We start from the raw sequence: 14,747 nt of genomic DNA, 5'->3' as shown, positions 1-14,747 counted from the left end.
GAGTTGCGGTGCCCGACAGCGAAGGTCTCCCGCCGGGGACCGATCCGGACAAGGCGAGCGTCGCCCGGGTGTACGACGCCCTGCTGGGCGGGGAGCACCACTTCGCCATCGACCGGGAGGCGGTGGCCGCCATCACGGCCATCGAGCCCCAGGCGCGCACGCTGGCCCGGGCCAACCGCGCCTTCCTCGGCCGGGCCGTGCGCTTCCTGGTCGAGTCCGGGGTACGGCAGTTCATCGACCTCGGCTCGGGCATCCCCACCCAGGGCAACGTGCACGAGGTGGCGCAGGCGGCCAGCCCCGGGGCGCGGGTGGTCTACGTCGACAACGACCCCGTGGCCGTGGCGCACAGCGCGTCGCTGCTCGCCGACAACCCCGACGCGGACATCGTCGACGCCGACATCCGGCGGCCGGCCGACGTCCTGGCCTCCCCGCAGGTGCGCAAGCTGATCGACTTCGACCAGCCGGTCGCCGTACTCATGAATGCGATCCTGCACTTCGTCACGCCGGAGGAGGACCCCGTCGGCCTGGTGGCCGCCTTCCGGGACGTCCTGCCGGAGGGCAGCTTCCTGGCCATGTCGCACGGCACGCACGAGGACCGCCCGGACACGGCCGACGCGGTGAGCAAGCTCTACAAGTCCAGGGCCACCTCGCCGGTCACCACCCGCTCCCACGACGAGATCCTCGAACTCTTCACCGGCTTCGACCTCGTGGAGCCAGGCCTGGTCCACCTCCCCCTGTGGCGCCCGGACCCGGACGACCTGATCCCGGACAACCCGAAGGAGTACTGGGTGTACGTGGGAGTCGGCCGCAAGGGGCCGTAGGCGGCGGGCAAGGAGCGAGATTCACCGGCCGGACAATCGGTCGAGGAGGCCGGGTACGTTTTGGCATCGTCGGTGGATGCTTGTCTACCTGACCGGGTCAAGCTGCTCGGGCAAGACCACGATCGCATTCGCTGTGGCTCGGCGTTTCCCGGACATGGCCGTGCACGACGTTGATGAATCCGGTGCCCTGCGCGATGCGGCCAGCGAGTTCTGGGTACGTCGCGCTCTCGAGTACCAAGAGCGCGGCACCGACATGCTGGTGGCCGGGCAGGCGCCACTGGGCGAGGTCCTGGCCGCCCCTTCCGCGCCATTGCTGGACGGTATCGCCATGTGTCTGGTCGATGTCGCCGACCAGGAGCGTCGCGCACGGCTCGCACGGCGACAGCCGGGAAAGTGGGACCGGGCGGCCGTGGACGCGTTCGTGGGCTGGGCCGCATGGCATCGGGGCCACGCCCTTGATCCGCGCCACCGACCGGAAGTGCTCGTCGAAGGCATCCGGCAGGGCCCCGCATGGCACCGGTGGAGCGGTTGGACGGCCGAAGATCCGCGATGGTCCACTCATGTACTCGACACCACGGGACGGCCGATCGATCTGTCCGTAGCCCAGATCGAGGCGTGGATCACAGAACAGCGGAGCGCGCACACGGCCGGACTCCTTCCGCTTCGACGTGGCTGGGACGTCACATAGGACCTCTCCGACCGATCATGTGACCAGAGCTGAAGCCTGGCGTCGTCGATCCGGTCATGGTCACCCTCAGGCACGATCACCATGATCCCGGTGTGTAACGTGCAAGCCGCGCCGGACGTGCCCAGAGCGCGCTCGAACCGTACAGAAGCGGGGTTCCATGCCGAAACGTCATGTGGTGGTGGTCGGGGCGGGAATCGGCGGCCTCACGGCCGCCGTGGCACTGCACCGCCGCGGCTGGCACGTCACCGTCTGCGAACGCGCCCCCGAACCTCCGACGACCGGCGCCGGCATCGGTCTCGCTCCCAACGCCCTGCGTGCTCTCGACGCCATCGGCGTCGACGCCGCCCGGGCCGCCGGCAGTTCCGTACCCGTGACGATGGGCCTGCGCCGCTCCGACGGTCGGTGGCTCACCCGGGCCGCGACCGCGGACATGGCGGCCCGCTACGGCATGCCTCCGATCGCCGTCCCGCGTCCGGCCTTCACCGCCGCCCTGGCCGCCGCCCTGCCGCCGGAGGCACTTCTCTACGGCACTGCCGTGACCGGTGTCGACGACGCCATGAGCCGCCCGACCGTCCGTACGGCAGTCGGCCCGGACCTTCCCGCCGATCTGGTCGTCGCCGCTGACGGCATCCGCAGCCCGCTGCGCCGCATGTGCTTCCCCGACCACCCCGGTCTCCACTACATCGGCGAGACGGCCTGGCGAACCATCGTGGACGCCCCGGACCTGCGAATACCTGCCATGAGCGAGACCTGGGGGAGGGGCGAGCGGTTCGGCGTGACCCCGCTCGCCGACGGTCGGCTGTATCTCTACGCCACCGCGGTCGTCCCGGCCGGCACCAGCTCGGCCGACTCCCGCGCCGAACTCCGCCACCGCTTCGGCTCGTGGCACGACCCGATTCCAGCCCTGCTGGACCGCGTCCACCGCCTCGACCGGGCCGACGTCCTCCAGAACGACCTCTACGACCTGGCCGCCCCGCTCCCCCGCCTGCACCACGGCCGGATCGTCTGGCTGGGCGACGCCGCCCACGCCATGGCCCCCAACCTCGGTCAGGGCGGCTGTCAGGCGATCGAGGACGCGGTGGTCCTCGCCCACCTGCTTCCCCACGGAGACAGCGTGGACCGCATGGACTCCGTCCCGGCCGCCCTCGTCGCGTACACCGCCGCCCGCCGCGACCGTACCGACGCCGTCCGCGTCCGCGCCCGCCGGATCGGCCGCCTGGGAGCCCTCCGTAACCCGCTCGCGGTGGCGGCCCGCGACTTCACGGTCCGTGCCACCCCCACCCACCTGGCCCTGCGCGGCATGGACGACCTCTTCAACGGCTTCCGCCTCCCCGGGTAGCCGGGACCGGCGAGCTTCTGTCGTCGAAGCGACGGACCTCCAGCTTGCGATGCACACACCGCACTCGCAGGCCGGCCACCGATCAGCCGTGTGAACAACGCTGCGGGCACCTTGGGCGTTTCGTTTAGATCATTCCCTTCGGTCGCCGATGAGTTTCGGTGTGCCGGACGGTCCAAGTCGGCACACCTAACAAAGGGAGAACCCGATGGGCACGACGCGCCTGCATCCGATGACTCACATCGCCCGTCGCATGTTCGAGCTCCTGGAACCGATCTGCCTGGTCACCTTCCTCGCCGACGAGTGCAACGAGGAACTGGCCGCACTCGGCCACCGCACCTACTGGGACGGCTACTTCGCCAGCCGCGCCGCACCACTGGGACGGGTGCCGGCCCACGTCGTGCACGCAGCCTTCTACAACTTCGCCGACGGGGAAGCCGCACGGCACATCCCCAGCGCCTGGGAGACGATCCCGCCCGATGCCTCCGTCGCCGCGCGGGAGCGGGGCAGCGCGGCCTCCCTACGGCGCATCCTCGGCGACGAGCTGGCCGACTCCCCGGGCCTGGTGCGCGCCGCGGACCTGACCACCAAGGCCGCGACGAGCGCCCCCACCGAAGGCCGGGTGATGTACGCCGGCATGCGCACCCTTGAGGTACCCAGCGACCCCGTCGCCCGCCTGTGGCATTCCGCGACCATGCTGCGCGAGCACCGCGGCGACGGGCACATCGCGGCTCTCGTCGGCGCCCGCATCGGCGGCACGGAGGCCCACGTGCTCTCCGCCCTGGAACAGGGCATCCACCCCCCAGAGTCGTTCGGACGCATCCACCACCTGCCTAAACAGCGCCTGGCCGCGGTCATGGACGGTCTGCGCGAACGCGGACTCATCGACACCGACGGCCACTTCACCGACGCCGGCCGCGCGACCAAACAACGCATCGAAACCCTCACCGACGAACTCGCCACCCCGCCCTACGACGCCCTGTCCCCCGCCGAACTCGACGAGCTGATCACCGAGCTCGAACCCATCACCGCGATCCTGGTGGCCACAGGCTCGCAGTGACACGCAGAAATTGCTGCAGATCTTCGCCGGCATCGCCGCACACTCAAGCCGTTTCCCACGGCTTGGCGGGCGGTCAGTCGGTCAGTGGATAGTGGCAGGCGACATGGCGACCTACGGGCGTCGGTGCGAGCCGGGGGCGCTCCACGGCGCAGCGCTCGCGTGCGTACGGGCAGCGGGTGCGGAAGGGGCAGCCCGTCGGCTTGTCCACCGGGTTGGGTACCTCGCCGGTGAGGACGATGCGTTCCCTGGGTGGTGCGTCTGGCGCGCTGCCGTCGTCGATGTCCGGCACCGCGGACAGCAGCGCCTGTGTGTAGGGGTGGGCCGGGGCCTCGAACAGGGCTTCCGTACCGGCGAGTTCGACGATCTCGCCGAGGTACATGACGGCGATCCGGTCCGACACATGGCGGACCACGCCGAGGTCGTGGGCGATGAAGACGTAGGTGAGCGCGAACTCATCCTGGAGGTCGGCGAAGAGGTTCAGCACCTGGGCCTGGATCGACACGTCGAGCGCGGACACCGGCTCGTCGGCGACGATCAGCTTCGGGTTGGTGGCCAACGCCCGGGCGATTCCGATGCGTTGGCGCTGACCGCCGGAGAACTCGTGCGGATAGCGGTCCAGGTGCGCCGCCGCCAGTCCTACGACGTCGAAGAGCTCGGCGACCCGGCGGCGGACGGTGGAGGCGTCGCCGTAGCGGTGTACGAGCAGCGGCTCGGCCACGATGTCGCCGGCGCGGCGGCGGGGGTTGAGCGAGGCCTGCGGATCCTGGAAGACCAGCTGCATGCCCGGGCGCACGGGCCGCAGTCGGCGCGTGGACAGGGTGCTGATGTCCTGCCCGTCGAACTCGACCCGGCCGCCGGTGAGTTCGGTGAGCCGGACCAGGCAGCGGCCCAGGGTGGACTTGCCGCATCCCGACTCGCCGACGATGCCGAGGGTTTCGCCGGTGTGGACGTCGAGCGACACCCCGTCCACGGCTCGTAGAACCTTGCGGCGGCGGGTGAGTGGGTAGTGCTTGGTGACGTCCGTGGCGCGCAGCAGGACGTCGCCCGCGGGAGGCGCGTCCTCGTCCACCGCCACGATGTCCTGTGCCGTCACTTCGCCGCCTCCGTGTCGATGTCCGCCGGGCCGGTCGCTCCCGCATCCGTGTTCGTGTCCGCCGGGCCGGTCGCCGCCACCCGTGCCGTCAGGCGCAGAGCCGCGCGGTCGTCCGGTGGCAGCCAGCAGGCGTCGCGGTGGGTGTCGCCGGACAGCGCGGGGCGCTCCTCGCACCGCTCGTGACGCAGCCTGCAGCGCGGTGCGAACGCGCATCCCTCCGGAAGGCTGCCGGGCGAGACCGGCATGCCCGCGATGGTGGGCAGCCGTCGCAGCCGAGGACCGCCGACGCGGGGCACCGAGTCCAGCAGGCCCCAGGTGTAGGGGTGCCGGGGACCGTGGAACACCGCCCGGCGCGGGCCCTCCTCCGCCGCCCGGCCGCCGTACATCACCAGGACCCGGTCGGCGATCTGGGAGACCACACCCATGTCGTGCGTGATGAGCACGACGGCTGCACCGCCCGCGTTCAACTCCCGCATCAGGTCGAGGATCTGGGCCTGGACGGTGACGTCCAGCGCGGTGGTCGGTTCGTCGGCGATCAGCAGTGCGGGGCTGCAGGAGAGGGCCATCGCGATGACCGCGCGCTGGCGCATGCCGCCGGAGAACTCGTGCGGGTAGGCGTTCACCCGGGAGGCCGCGTCGGGGATGCCGACGTCGGAGAGCAGCTGGACCGCGCGGGCCTGCGCCGCCTTGCGGGACACCTGCTCGTGCGCACGTATCTGCTCGGCGATCTGCCAGCCGACCGTGTACACGGGGGTCAGCGCGGTCATCGGGTCCTGGAAGACCATAGCGATCTCCCGGCCTCGTATCGCACGCATCTCCTTGTCGGGAAGGGCGAGCAAGTCGCTGCCACGGAAGTGGACTTCGCCCGACACCGTGACGTTGGGGTTGGTCAGCAGGCGCAGGACGGCCAGCATCGACACGCTCTTGCCGGAGCCCGACTCGCCCACCACGCCCAGGACTTCGCCGGGTGCGACGGTGAAGGAGAGACCGTCGACGGCCGTGACCGGGCCGGTGCGGGTGCGGAAGGAGACCCGCAGGTCGCGTACGTCCAGCAGGGGTTCAGGCATGGCGGGCCCTCGGGTCGAGTCGCGCGTACAGGATGTCCACCAGGGCGTTGGCGAGGACCACGAAGAAGGCCGCGTAGAGAACGGTCCCCATGATCACGGGCAGGTCGAGGTTCTGCAGGGCGTCGAAGGTGAGCTTGCCGATGCCGGGCAGGCCGAAGACCACCTCGGTGAGCAGCGCCGCGCCGCCCACGAGGGCGCCGAAGTCCAGGCCGAACAGGGACACGATGGGGATCAGCGAGCAGCGCAGGGCGTGGCGCAGCAGGATCCGGCGCTCGGACAGTCCCTTGGCGCGGGCCGTGCGGACGTAGTCCTCGTTCAGGGCGGTGATGACCTCGCCGCGCAGGAGGCGGGCGTAGATCCCGGCGTACAGCAGGGCCAGGGTCAGCCAGGGGAAGAGCATGTGCAGCGCCCACTGGCCCGGGTCCTGACTCAGGCCGACGTAGCCGGGCGGTGGCACCCAGGAGAAGACCGAACTGTGCAGCTGCTTCTGCGTGATGAGGTTGACGACCTCGCCGAGCCAGTAGGCGGGCAGCGAGACGCCGACCACGCCCACGAGCATGATCAGCGGGTCGGCCGCCTTGCCGCGCAGAGTTGCCGCGGCCGTGCCCATGAGGATGCCGGCCACCATCCAGATCACCGCGGCGCCGACGACCAGCGACAGGGTCACCGGGGTGGCCTGCACGATCTGCGGGATGACCCGGGCGCCGCGGTTGACGAAGGACTCCAGGTCCCGGTCGACAAGCAGGTGACGCATCATCAGCAGATAGCGGATCGGCATCGGGCGGTCGAGGCCGAAGGAGTGCCGCACTTGGGCGAGGGTGGCAGGGTCGGCGTTGCGGCCCGCGATGCGTGCCGCGGGGTCGACTCCCGGAGTGGCGAAGAAGATCAGGAACACCAGGACGCTGATCGCGAACATCACCAGCAGGGCCGAGCCGAACCGCTTGAGCGCGAAGGACAGCATGGCAGCGTCACACCCCTCCGCGCAGCCGGGCGCTCGGGTCGAGCGCGTCGCGTACCCCGTCGCCCAGGACGTTGAGGGCCGCCGTGGTGAGCGCGATCAGCAGACCGGGGGCGATCGTCACCGTCGGGCGGGTGTAGAGCAGGCCCAGACCGTCCTCGATGATCGTGCCCCAACTGGCGTCGGGCGGCTGCACGCCGACGGACAGGAAGGACAGCGCCGACTCGGTGAGCATGGCCAGCGCGGTCATCAGCGGGACGAACACGATCGCCGTGGGCAGCACGTTCGGCAGCACCTCCCGGCGCAGGATGCGCAGGGTGGGCGCGCCGGAGCCGACGGCCGCGTGGATGAACTCCTTGTTGCGCAGCACCAGCACCTGACCGCGCAACGGCCGTGCGATGTACGGGACATAGATCGCCGCGATGATCGCGACGGGCAGCCACAGGCTCCCCGCGTCGACGGTGAGCGGGCCTAGCTTGAGCCCGTTGGTGAGCAGGACCACCGACAGACAGATGGCCAGCAGGTACACCGGGAAGGCCCAAATGACGTCCAGGATCCGGGAGATGACGGAGTCCACGGCGCCGCCCGTGTACCCGGCGACGACCCCGACGGCCGTACCGACGACGCAGGTGAGCAGAGCCGCGGTGACACCGATGAACAGGCTCGTACGGCCGCCGTAGAGCAGACGTGCCATGACGTCGCGGCCCTGGTTGTCGGCGCCGAGGAAGTAGTGGGCGGGGTCCCAGGTCGGGCCGATGGGCGTGACGCCGAGGCCGAGGCCGGTGCTGCTCGGGGTGAGCACCGGCACGGTCTTCCCGTCGACCACCGTGGTGCCGGAGACATGGGACTGGAAAGGGTCGGTGTGGGCGATGTGGGCCGCGTACAGCGGCGCGCACAGCGTGGCCAGGACGACGATGAGCAGGACGACGGCCGCGGCCAGCGCCGACCTGTTGCGCACCAGGTCGGCGGCGGCCGTCCGCCAGGGGCCCGGCGAGCGCCGGGCCTCAGCGGTCAACAGGGGCTCTGAGGCGGTCATTTGACCCACAGCTGCCCGACGAGCATGTAGAACTGCTTGCTGAACTGGTAGTTGCCGACCCGCTTCGACGTGAAGTCGACGAGCTTGGGGTTGATCAGCGGGACGACCGGCGACTCGGCCATGACTTGCTGGTCGATGGCGCCCCACTGCTGGTTGGCGTTCTTCTGGTCGGTCTGTGCGGTCTTCAGCGCCGTGTGCATCTTCGTGTCGATGCCCTTGTCGCAGAAGCCGGAGATGTTGATGCTCGAGTCGCTGCCGGGGTGGAACGAGGCGCAGGACAGGAGCACGTTGAGGAAGTCCGAGGCCGCCGGATAGTCCTGGTACCAGGAGGTCAGCGCCAACTGCACCTTGTTCTTGGTGTTCTGGATGTAGGTGAACTGGATGTTCGGCGACAGCGGCTTGAGCTTCGCCTTGTAGCCGAGCTGGGTGAGCAGGCTCTGCAGGTACTGCCCGATCGACTTGTTGACGTCGTCGTCCTGGACGACGATGCCGACCTCCTGCCCGGCCGTACCGGACTTCTTCACCAGCTCCTTGGCCTTGGCGAGATCCGCGGCCTTCCAGGTCGAGCCGCCGCCCTTGGTGTAGTCGCACGAGTCGACGTGCCCGGGGAAGCCCGGTGGCAGGACCGTGCAGGCGGGAGAGGCGAGGTTGGTGCCGCCGTACAGCCGGACCACGGCCGCCCGGTCGACGGCGTAGTTGATGGCCTGACGCGCCAACTTGTTGTTGAACGGCGCCATGTTGACGTTCAGCGTCGCGTACCAGAACGCGGTCAGCGGGTTCACATGCGTCTGCGAGGCGTACTTGGTGCCCATCTCACCCAGCCGGTCGGTGGGCGGCGCGTCGAACATCCAGTCCGCCTGGCCGTTCTCGACGGCGGTGACCTCGGACTCCACCGTCTGCCCGAAGGTGTAGTCGATGACGTCCGGATAGCCCTGCGGCGACGCCTGCCGCGACCACTCCTTGAAGTGCGGGTTGCGCACCAGCTTCAGCTCGCGGTTCGGATCGTAGGAGGCGGCCATGTACGCGCCGGTCGACGGCAGCGGCTTGGTTCCGGCGTCCTTCGTGGGCGAATCCTTCGGTACGACGCTGGCGTGCGGGACGGCCAGTTTGTACGGGAACTCGGAGTCCGCGGCGGTGAGGTTGATGGTGACCGTGTTGCTCTTCGCGTCGCCGATCACGCCCTTGGACAGGGTGCAGGAGGCCGGCTTCTTGATGCAGGCGTCGGCGCCGACGATGCCGTTGTAGAAGGTGCCGGCGGTGGGGCTGGAGACCTTGAAGATGCGCTGGAAGGACGCCACCACGTCATCGGTGGTCAGCGCCTTGCCGTTGGAGAAGGTGATGTCCTTGCGGAGCGTGAAGGTGTACGTCCTGCCGCCGTTGGTCACCTTCGGCATCGCCGCCGCCAGGTCCGGGACGACGGTGAACGACTGCTGGCCGCCGACCTTCTTGAACGCGAGCAGACCGTCGTACATCGACTGGTACAACTGCCAGTACTGGAGCGTGTAGTTGACCTGTGGGTCGAGGGTGCCGGCGGCCGCATGGGCGATCAGCTTCAGGGTGCCGCCCTGGTGCTGCGGCTGGAAGGCGGAGGACCCGGAGCCGGACGAGGACGCGCTCGGGTTGTCGGAGGAGCCGCTGTCGGAGGACGAACAGGCGGCGGCGGTCAGGGCGAGGGCGACGGTGGCGGCGGCGAGCGCGCCCCGTCTCGTGCTGCGGGACATCGCAGTGAACTCCCGTCGGGGGAACGGCCGTTGGGGTCAGTCGGTGGAGTCGAGGAAGGAGCCCACGACCCGGAGGTAGAGCTCTTCTTCTTCGACGTGCGGCATGTGGCTGGAGTGCTCGAACATGTGCCAGCGCACATCGGGGATGTGGTCGGCGAAGGGGCGCAGGGTCTCGGGGGTCGCCTCGTCGTAGCGGCCGGACACCAGCAGGGTGGGTACGTCGATCAGGTGCAGCCGGTCGACGACGGACCAGTCCTTGAGCGTGCCGACGACATGGAACTCGTTCGGCCCGTTCATGGTGTGGTACACGGTCGGATCGGCCGCGATGTTGTCCCAAGTCGCCTGCACTTCGGGCGGGTTGGGCGTCAGGCGGCACACGTGGCGCTCGTTGAAGACCTGCTCCGCCGCGCGGTAGGCGGGGTCGTCGGTGGTTCCGGCGGCCTCGTGGGCGAGCAGGGTGTGCTGGACCTCCGGAGGAAGTTCGGCGCGCAGTTCGGCCGCCGCCCTCAGCCACAGCTCCATGGACGCGGGGGAGTTGGCGATGACCAGACCCCGCAGTCCGGTCGGGCGCCGTACGGCGTGCTCGGCGGCGAGCATGCCGCCCCAGGACTGGCCGAGCAGGTGGTAACCGTCGGCGATGCCCAACGCCTTGAGGACGTTGTCGAGTTCGTCGAGGAAGAGCTGGACGGTCCAGAAGTCGGCGCCCTTGTCGGGCAGATGGGTGGACAGTCCGGTGCCGAGCTGGTCGTAGTGCACCACCTGGCGGTCCTGCTGGGCGATGTTCGCGATGCTGAGTGTGTAGTTGTGACCGGCGCCGGGCCCGCCGTGCAGGACCACCAGGGGGGTCCGGCCCGGTTCGCCCGTGATCCGGTACCAGGTGGAACAGCCGTTGAAGTCGACGGTTCCGGTGTGGTTCGGTTCGGGGATCGCCACGAGGAAGCCTCCCGGACCGGCCGGTGCGAGCCGGCCGCTGGCTGAAACGGTGTGGGTGTGACGGATGGGTGAGATAGTGATTGGGTAAATGGTCAGCGCACAAGACCTTTTAGCGGGGCCGGGCCAATACGTAACGGCGTGTTTACGTGGCCCGCGTGCGTTAACAAGAGCGGCGAACAAGGGGGAACCAGCTGACATCCGTACCTGAGGCATCCGAACCGGGTGGCGAGTTCTCGCGGGTGCTCGACCGTGTCCTCCTCGGCGGCGCGCCCTCGCCCGAGCTGCGCCCGGTGCGCGTGGCCTCCGCCGTCGACGAGGTCTCGGATCGGCTGCTCACCGCGATCGCCGTAGGAGACTTCCTGCCGGGCGAACGGCTGCCGGTGGAACGCGAGTTGATCCAGCTGCTGCGGGTCAGCCGCCCCACCGTGCGCGAGGCGATCGCCCGTCTGCAGGCCGTCGGCGTCGTCGAGATCCGCCGCGGCCGCAACGGCGGTGCCTACGTCCGCGACAGCTGGACCGAGTCGACCGCGGCCGCCGTCCGGCACACACTCGTGCCCCGCTGGGAGGAGTTCGAGCAGCTATTCGACCTGCGCGGGCTGGTGGAGGGCATGGTGGCCGCGACGGCAGCCCGGCGCCGCAGCTCCGAGGACGTCGACTCCATGCGGGACGCCCTGACCGCATACCTTTCCGCCCGCACACCGCGCGACGAACAGACCGCGGACAGCGCCTTCCACCAGGCCGTCCGCACCGCCACGGGCAACCCGCAAATCGTCATGCTCAGCCGCGACCTGCTCGCCCGGATCAGCCTCGGCTTCCCCGTCGAACCCTGGGGCAAGGGCGAACGGACCGACTTCCACCGCGGCGGCGAGGACCACAAGGCGCTCTACGAGGCCATCGCGGCCGGTGAGCCCGAGCGGGCGGAGGAGATCGCCCGGCAGCACTTCATGATCAGCGCCGAGATGATCCGTGACGTGCTGGCGCGGGTTCGGGGCGTGGAGCCGTCCTGAGGGGCAGACCTGCCGACCGGATGGTCGTGCCTGTCGATTCGGGGGGACGCTCTTCGTGTAGAGGGTGAGAGGCCGGCGCCTGGCCGGTCCGAGCGAAGGGCTGTGATGACGATGACCGGGGTGTCCACGCTGCTCACCGGGCGGGGTCTGGTCGAGTCACCGCGGTGGCACGGCGACCGGCTGTACTTCTCCGACTGGACCGCCGGCGAAGTGATTGCCGTAGACCTGGCGGGCCGCAGCGAGGTCGTCGCCCGGGTGCCGTCACTGCCGCTGTGCACCGCCTGGCTCCCGGACGGCGACCGTCTGCTGATCGTCTCCTCGGCCGACGGGCGGCTGCTGCGCCGCGAACCCGACGGCAGCCTGGTCACCCACACCGAGCTCGGCGCAGCCGGCTGGAACGACATCGTGGCGGACGGTCGTGGCAACGTCTACGTCAACCAGGTGGGCTTCGACCCGACGGCCGGGCAGGACGTCAAACCCGGTGCCGTCCACCTGGCCGGCCCCGACGGCAAGGTGCGCGAGGTGGCGGACGACATCGCCTTCCCCAACGGCATGGCGGTCACCGCGGACGACTCCACGCTGATCGTCGCGGACTCCTACCGCCACCAACTCGTCGCCTTCGACATCGACGCCGACGGCGGACTCTCCCGGCGGCGCGTCTGGGCCGACCTGGACGAGGGCGCACCGGACGGTATCTGCACCGATGCGGAGAACGCCGTCTGGTACGCCGACGTACCCAACCGGCGGTGCGTACGCGTCGCAGAAGGCGGCACCGTCCTGAACACCGTACCGCTGGATCGCGGAGCCTTCGCCTGCGTGCTCGGCGGCCCCGACGGCAGGACGCTGTTCATCACAGCCGCACGATGGCAGGGCATGACGGAGTCCGAGATGGTGGCGCCCGGAAGCGGCCAGGTGCTCACCGTTCCGGTCGAGGTGCCGGGAGCGGGCCGGCCGTAGCAGCTGCTGGTCACAGGAACGGCGTGCCCGCATCCAGCCCCGACAGCACCCGGCCGTACAACTCCAGGTTGGTCGCGGGATTGACGAAGGAGTGCAGGTTCAGGGCGGCCACATCCCGCACCGCCCGCTGAATGGGCACCTCCCGGTGCAGCGACGACGCCCCGGACGCGGAGGCGATCAGGTCCACGGCCTCCTTGCACAACCGCGCCACATAGCCGCTCTGCGCCCGGATCCTGGCCCGCTCCTCCTCCGAGTACGGCTCGCCGGCCTCGATACGGGCGACGAAATCGCGTGTCAGCAGCTCGGCGCAGGAGATCTTCAGCGCCGCCTCGGCCGCCTGGAGATGGGTGACCGTCGCCTCGTTCTGCCGCTGGTGGAAGGTGTACGTGATGCCCCGCCGATGGATCCGCTCGCTGAACTCCTCCAGCGCCCCGCGCGCCAGACCGAGCGCGTTCGGCGCCGTCCAGGCGCAGAACAGCAGCAGGACGGGCATCCGGTAGAAGGGGTCGTCGGCGTTGGACTTGGAGGGGAACTCGCCGTTCAGGAGGGGCCCGACGGGCAGCACTCGGTGCGCGGGCACGAAGACGTCACGGGCCACCACGCTGTTGCTGCCGCTGCCCGCAAGCCCGGAGACATGCCAGTCGTCGAGGATCTCCAACTCGGCCATGGGCACGGCGGTCCACAGCACGTCCGGCGGACCGTCACCGGATTCGACGCGGGCCGTCAGCAGGTGCCAGTCGGCGTGCCGGCAGCCGGTCGCGAAGCCGGAGGTGCCGTTGACGACGTAGCCGTCGTCCGTGGCGACCGCGGTGGCGTCCGGGATGAGGGTGCCGCCGACCCGTACATCAGGACTGGTGAAGATCTCGTCCTGCGCCTCGTCGGGGAAAAGTGCGGCGATGAACGCGCAGCCCGCCTGGATCAGTGCGGCGAAGGCGGTCGAGCCGCAGCCGGCGGCGATCTCGGCCAGCACATCGACCTGGATACTCGGCCGGGTCTGGTAACCGCCGTACCGCCGTGGGACGTTCATCCGGTAGATCCCGGCCTCCGTCAGCGCCGCGACGACCTCGTCCGGCACCCGCCGCTCCTGCTCGGTGCGCAGCGCGCGCTCGCGGATGAACGGCCGTAGCGCTCGCGCGCGTTCGACGATGCCGGTGTCGGAGTGGGGCGCTGACGACGGAGCCATGGCGGACCTCCGGGCAGGCACGACGGAACCTCACCGTTTCGCGGATCGGTGAGAGTGTCAACGCCCTCTGATACACCGGGAGTTGACCTCGGTGGCGGGGAGCCGGTCAGGCGTTCGTGCGTGACAGGTGGTCGGGGAGGTCGGTGAGCCGATCGATGCGGAGCACCGTCTCGTCTGCCGTCGGCGACGGTCCACCGGTGACGAAGTCGATGCCGCGGTCCAGCCAGATGCCGGTGAGCCCGGCGAGGGCGGCTGCGTTCACATCGCTCTCCAGCATGTCGCCCACGTTGACCGCCTGCGCGGGGTCCGTCCGCATCCACCGGCAGGCGGTGGCGTAGGCGACGGGCTTGGCGGCACCGAGCTCGGTCGGGGTCAGGACGGCTTCGAAGTACTCGAGGAGGCCGAAGCGGGCGAGTTTGGCGCGCTGCTGCTCGGGGTCCCCGTTGGTGAGAACGGCCAGACGCGGTCCTCGAGGAAGCCGTTTCAGGGTCTCCAGACAGGGCTGGACATCGGGGTAGCACCGCCAGGACTCCTCGAACACGGTGAGGTAGCGCTCGGCGATCCAGGCGTCCAGAAGGGCGGGACTTTCCGGAACCGGCTCGCCGAGCATCGGCAGGAAGGAACGGAGCCTGCGTCGGTGGTGTTCGGCGAAGGAGCACTGCCCGGCCAGGTATTCCCGCATGTGGCGCGCCTCCAGCGTCCACCACAACGGCGCCAGCTCCTCCGGTGGAGCCGTCGCGTTCGGCGAGGCCCGGACGATCTCGCCGATCGTTTCCCACACTGCGCTTCGATGATCGACCAGGGTGCCGTCCAGATCGAAGAAGACCACATCCGCCATGGGGTGATCATCTCGTGGCGCTCGTCCCTGACGCCACAGTGGGCGCAGC

Annotated in this window: 14 protein-coding genes; 6 read left to right on the top strand and 8 right to left on the bottom strand. The window is 69.8% G+C overall.

Annotated elements, in window-relative coordinates:
* Nucleotides 1–8: 8 nt before the first annotated feature.
* The 4 genes from ACFY1L_RS38705 (at nucleotide 9) to ACFY1L_RS38690 (ending at nucleotide 3,905) form a co-directional block, all read left to right on the top strand.
* Nucleotides 9–821, top strand: a complete 813-nt coding sequence (locus ACFY1L_RS38705; RefSeq protein WP_388835380.1) for an SAM-dependent methyltransferase — start codon at nucleotides 9–11, stop codon at nucleotides 819–821.
* Between the two features lie 76 nt (nucleotides 822–897).
* Entirely contained in the window at nucleotides 898–1,509 is a 612-nt protein-coding gene (locus ACFY1L_RS38700) for a hypothetical protein (RefSeq protein ID WP_388835377.1), read from the top strand.
* 157 nt (nucleotides 1,510–1,666) lie between these two features.
* Entirely contained in the window at nucleotides 1,667–2,848 is a 1,182-nt protein-coding gene (locus ACFY1L_RS38695) for an FAD-dependent oxidoreductase (protein ID WP_388835374.1), read from the top strand.
* A gap of 205 nt (nucleotides 2,849–3,053) precedes the next feature.
* Complete coding sequence (locus tag ACFY1L_RS38690; protein WP_388835371.1) at nucleotides 3,054–3,905, top strand: MarR family transcriptional regulator; 852 nt, start codon at nucleotides 3,054–3,056, stop codon at nucleotides 3,903–3,905.
* 73 nt (nucleotides 3,906–3,978) lie between these two features.
* Here ACFY1L_RS38690 and ACFY1L_RS38685 read toward each other — a convergent pair whose 3' ends face one another.
* Genes ACFY1L_RS38685 through ACFY1L_RS38660 form a run of 6 tightly spaced genes read right to left on the bottom strand, consistent with a single transcriptional unit; the run spans nucleotide 3,979 to nucleotide 10,713 of the window.
* Complete coding sequence (locus ACFY1L_RS38685; RefSeq protein WP_388835368.1) at nucleotides 3,979–4,998, bottom strand: ABC transporter ATP-binding protein; 1,020 nt, start codon at nucleotides 4,996–4,998, stop codon at nucleotides 3,979–3,981.
* Nucleotides 4,995–6,065, bottom strand: coding sequence for an ABC transporter ATP-binding protein (locus ACFY1L_RS38680; RefSeq protein WP_388835365.1), 1,071 nt, complete (start codon nucleotides 6,063–6,065; stop codon nucleotides 4,995–4,997). The genes ACFY1L_RS38685 and ACFY1L_RS38680 overlap by 4 nt, the downstream gene beginning before the upstream one ends.
* The gene (locus tag ACFY1L_RS38675) at nucleotides 6,058–7,026 is read right to left on the bottom strand and encodes an ABC transporter permease (protein WP_097259426.1); all 969 of its coding nucleotides are present in this window, start codon (nucleotides 7,024–7,026) and stop codon (nucleotides 6,058–6,060) included. Before ACFY1L_RS38675 ends, ACFY1L_RS38680 begins: the two co-directional genes overlap by 8 nt.
* A 7-nt stretch (nucleotides 7,027–7,033) precedes the next feature.
* The gene (locus ACFY1L_RS38670; protein WP_388835362.1) at nucleotides 7,034–8,059 is read right to left on the bottom strand and encodes an ABC transporter permease; all 1,026 of its coding nucleotides are present in this window, start codon (nucleotides 8,057–8,059) and stop codon (nucleotides 7,034–7,036) included.
* A complete protein-coding gene (locus tag ACFY1L_RS38665) occupies nucleotides 8,056–9,780 on the bottom strand; it encodes an ABC transporter substrate-binding protein (RefSeq protein ID WP_388835359.1) in 1,725 nt (574 codons plus the stop codon). Before ACFY1L_RS38665 ends, ACFY1L_RS38670 begins: the two co-directional genes overlap by 4 nt.
* 36 nt (nucleotides 9,781–9,816) lie before the next feature.
* On the bottom strand, nucleotides 9,817–10,713 hold the full coding sequence (locus ACFY1L_RS38660) for a proline iminopeptidase-family hydrolase (protein ID WP_388835356.1): 897 nt from the start codon (nucleotides 10,711–10,713) through the stop codon (nucleotides 9,817–9,819).
* A gap of 239 nt (nucleotides 10,714–10,952) precedes the next feature.
* On the opposite strand from ACFY1L_RS38660, the gene ACFY1L_RS38655 reads away from it, so the two are divergent.
* Nucleotides 10,953–11,720: a FadR/GntR family transcriptional regulator gene (locus ACFY1L_RS38655; RefSeq protein WP_388835353.1), complete on the top strand. Its 768-nt coding sequence runs from the start codon at nucleotides 10,953–10,955 to the stop codon at nucleotides 11,718–11,720.
* A 105-nt stretch (nucleotides 11,721–11,825) separates the two neighbouring features.
* Nucleotides 11,826–12,677, top strand: a complete 852-nt coding sequence (locus ACFY1L_RS38650; RefSeq protein ID WP_388835350.1) for an SMP-30/gluconolactonase/LRE family protein — start codon at nucleotides 11,826–11,828, stop codon at nucleotides 12,675–12,677.
* 10 nt (nucleotides 12,678–12,687) lie between these two features.
* On the opposite strand, the gene ACFY1L_RS38645 is transcribed toward ACFY1L_RS38650, so the two are convergent.
* Together ACFY1L_RS38645 and ACFY1L_RS38640 are read right to left on the bottom strand one after the other, a co-directional pair.
* On the bottom strand, nucleotides 12,688–13,860 hold the full coding sequence (locus ACFY1L_RS38645) for a flavin-dependent monooxygenase (RefSeq protein ID WP_388835347.1): 1,173 nt from the start codon (nucleotides 13,858–13,860) through the stop codon (nucleotides 12,688–12,690).
* 106 nt (nucleotides 13,861–13,966) lie between these two features.
* A complete protein-coding gene (locus ACFY1L_RS38640; protein ID WP_388835344.1) occupies nucleotides 13,967–14,698 on the bottom strand; it encodes an HAD family hydrolase in 732 nt (243 codons plus the stop codon).
* Between the last annotated feature and the right edge of the window lie 49 nt (nucleotides 14,699–14,747).

Origin of the sequence: Streptomyces sp. NPDC001663, from assembly GCF_042893105.1 — a bacterium.
Classification (GTDB): Bacteria; Actinomycetota; Actinomycetes; order Streptomycetales; family Streptomycetaceae; genus Streptomyces.
The sequence above is the reverse complement of the archived record's forward strand: the minus strand, read 5'-3'. Positions and strand labels throughout refer to the sequence as shown.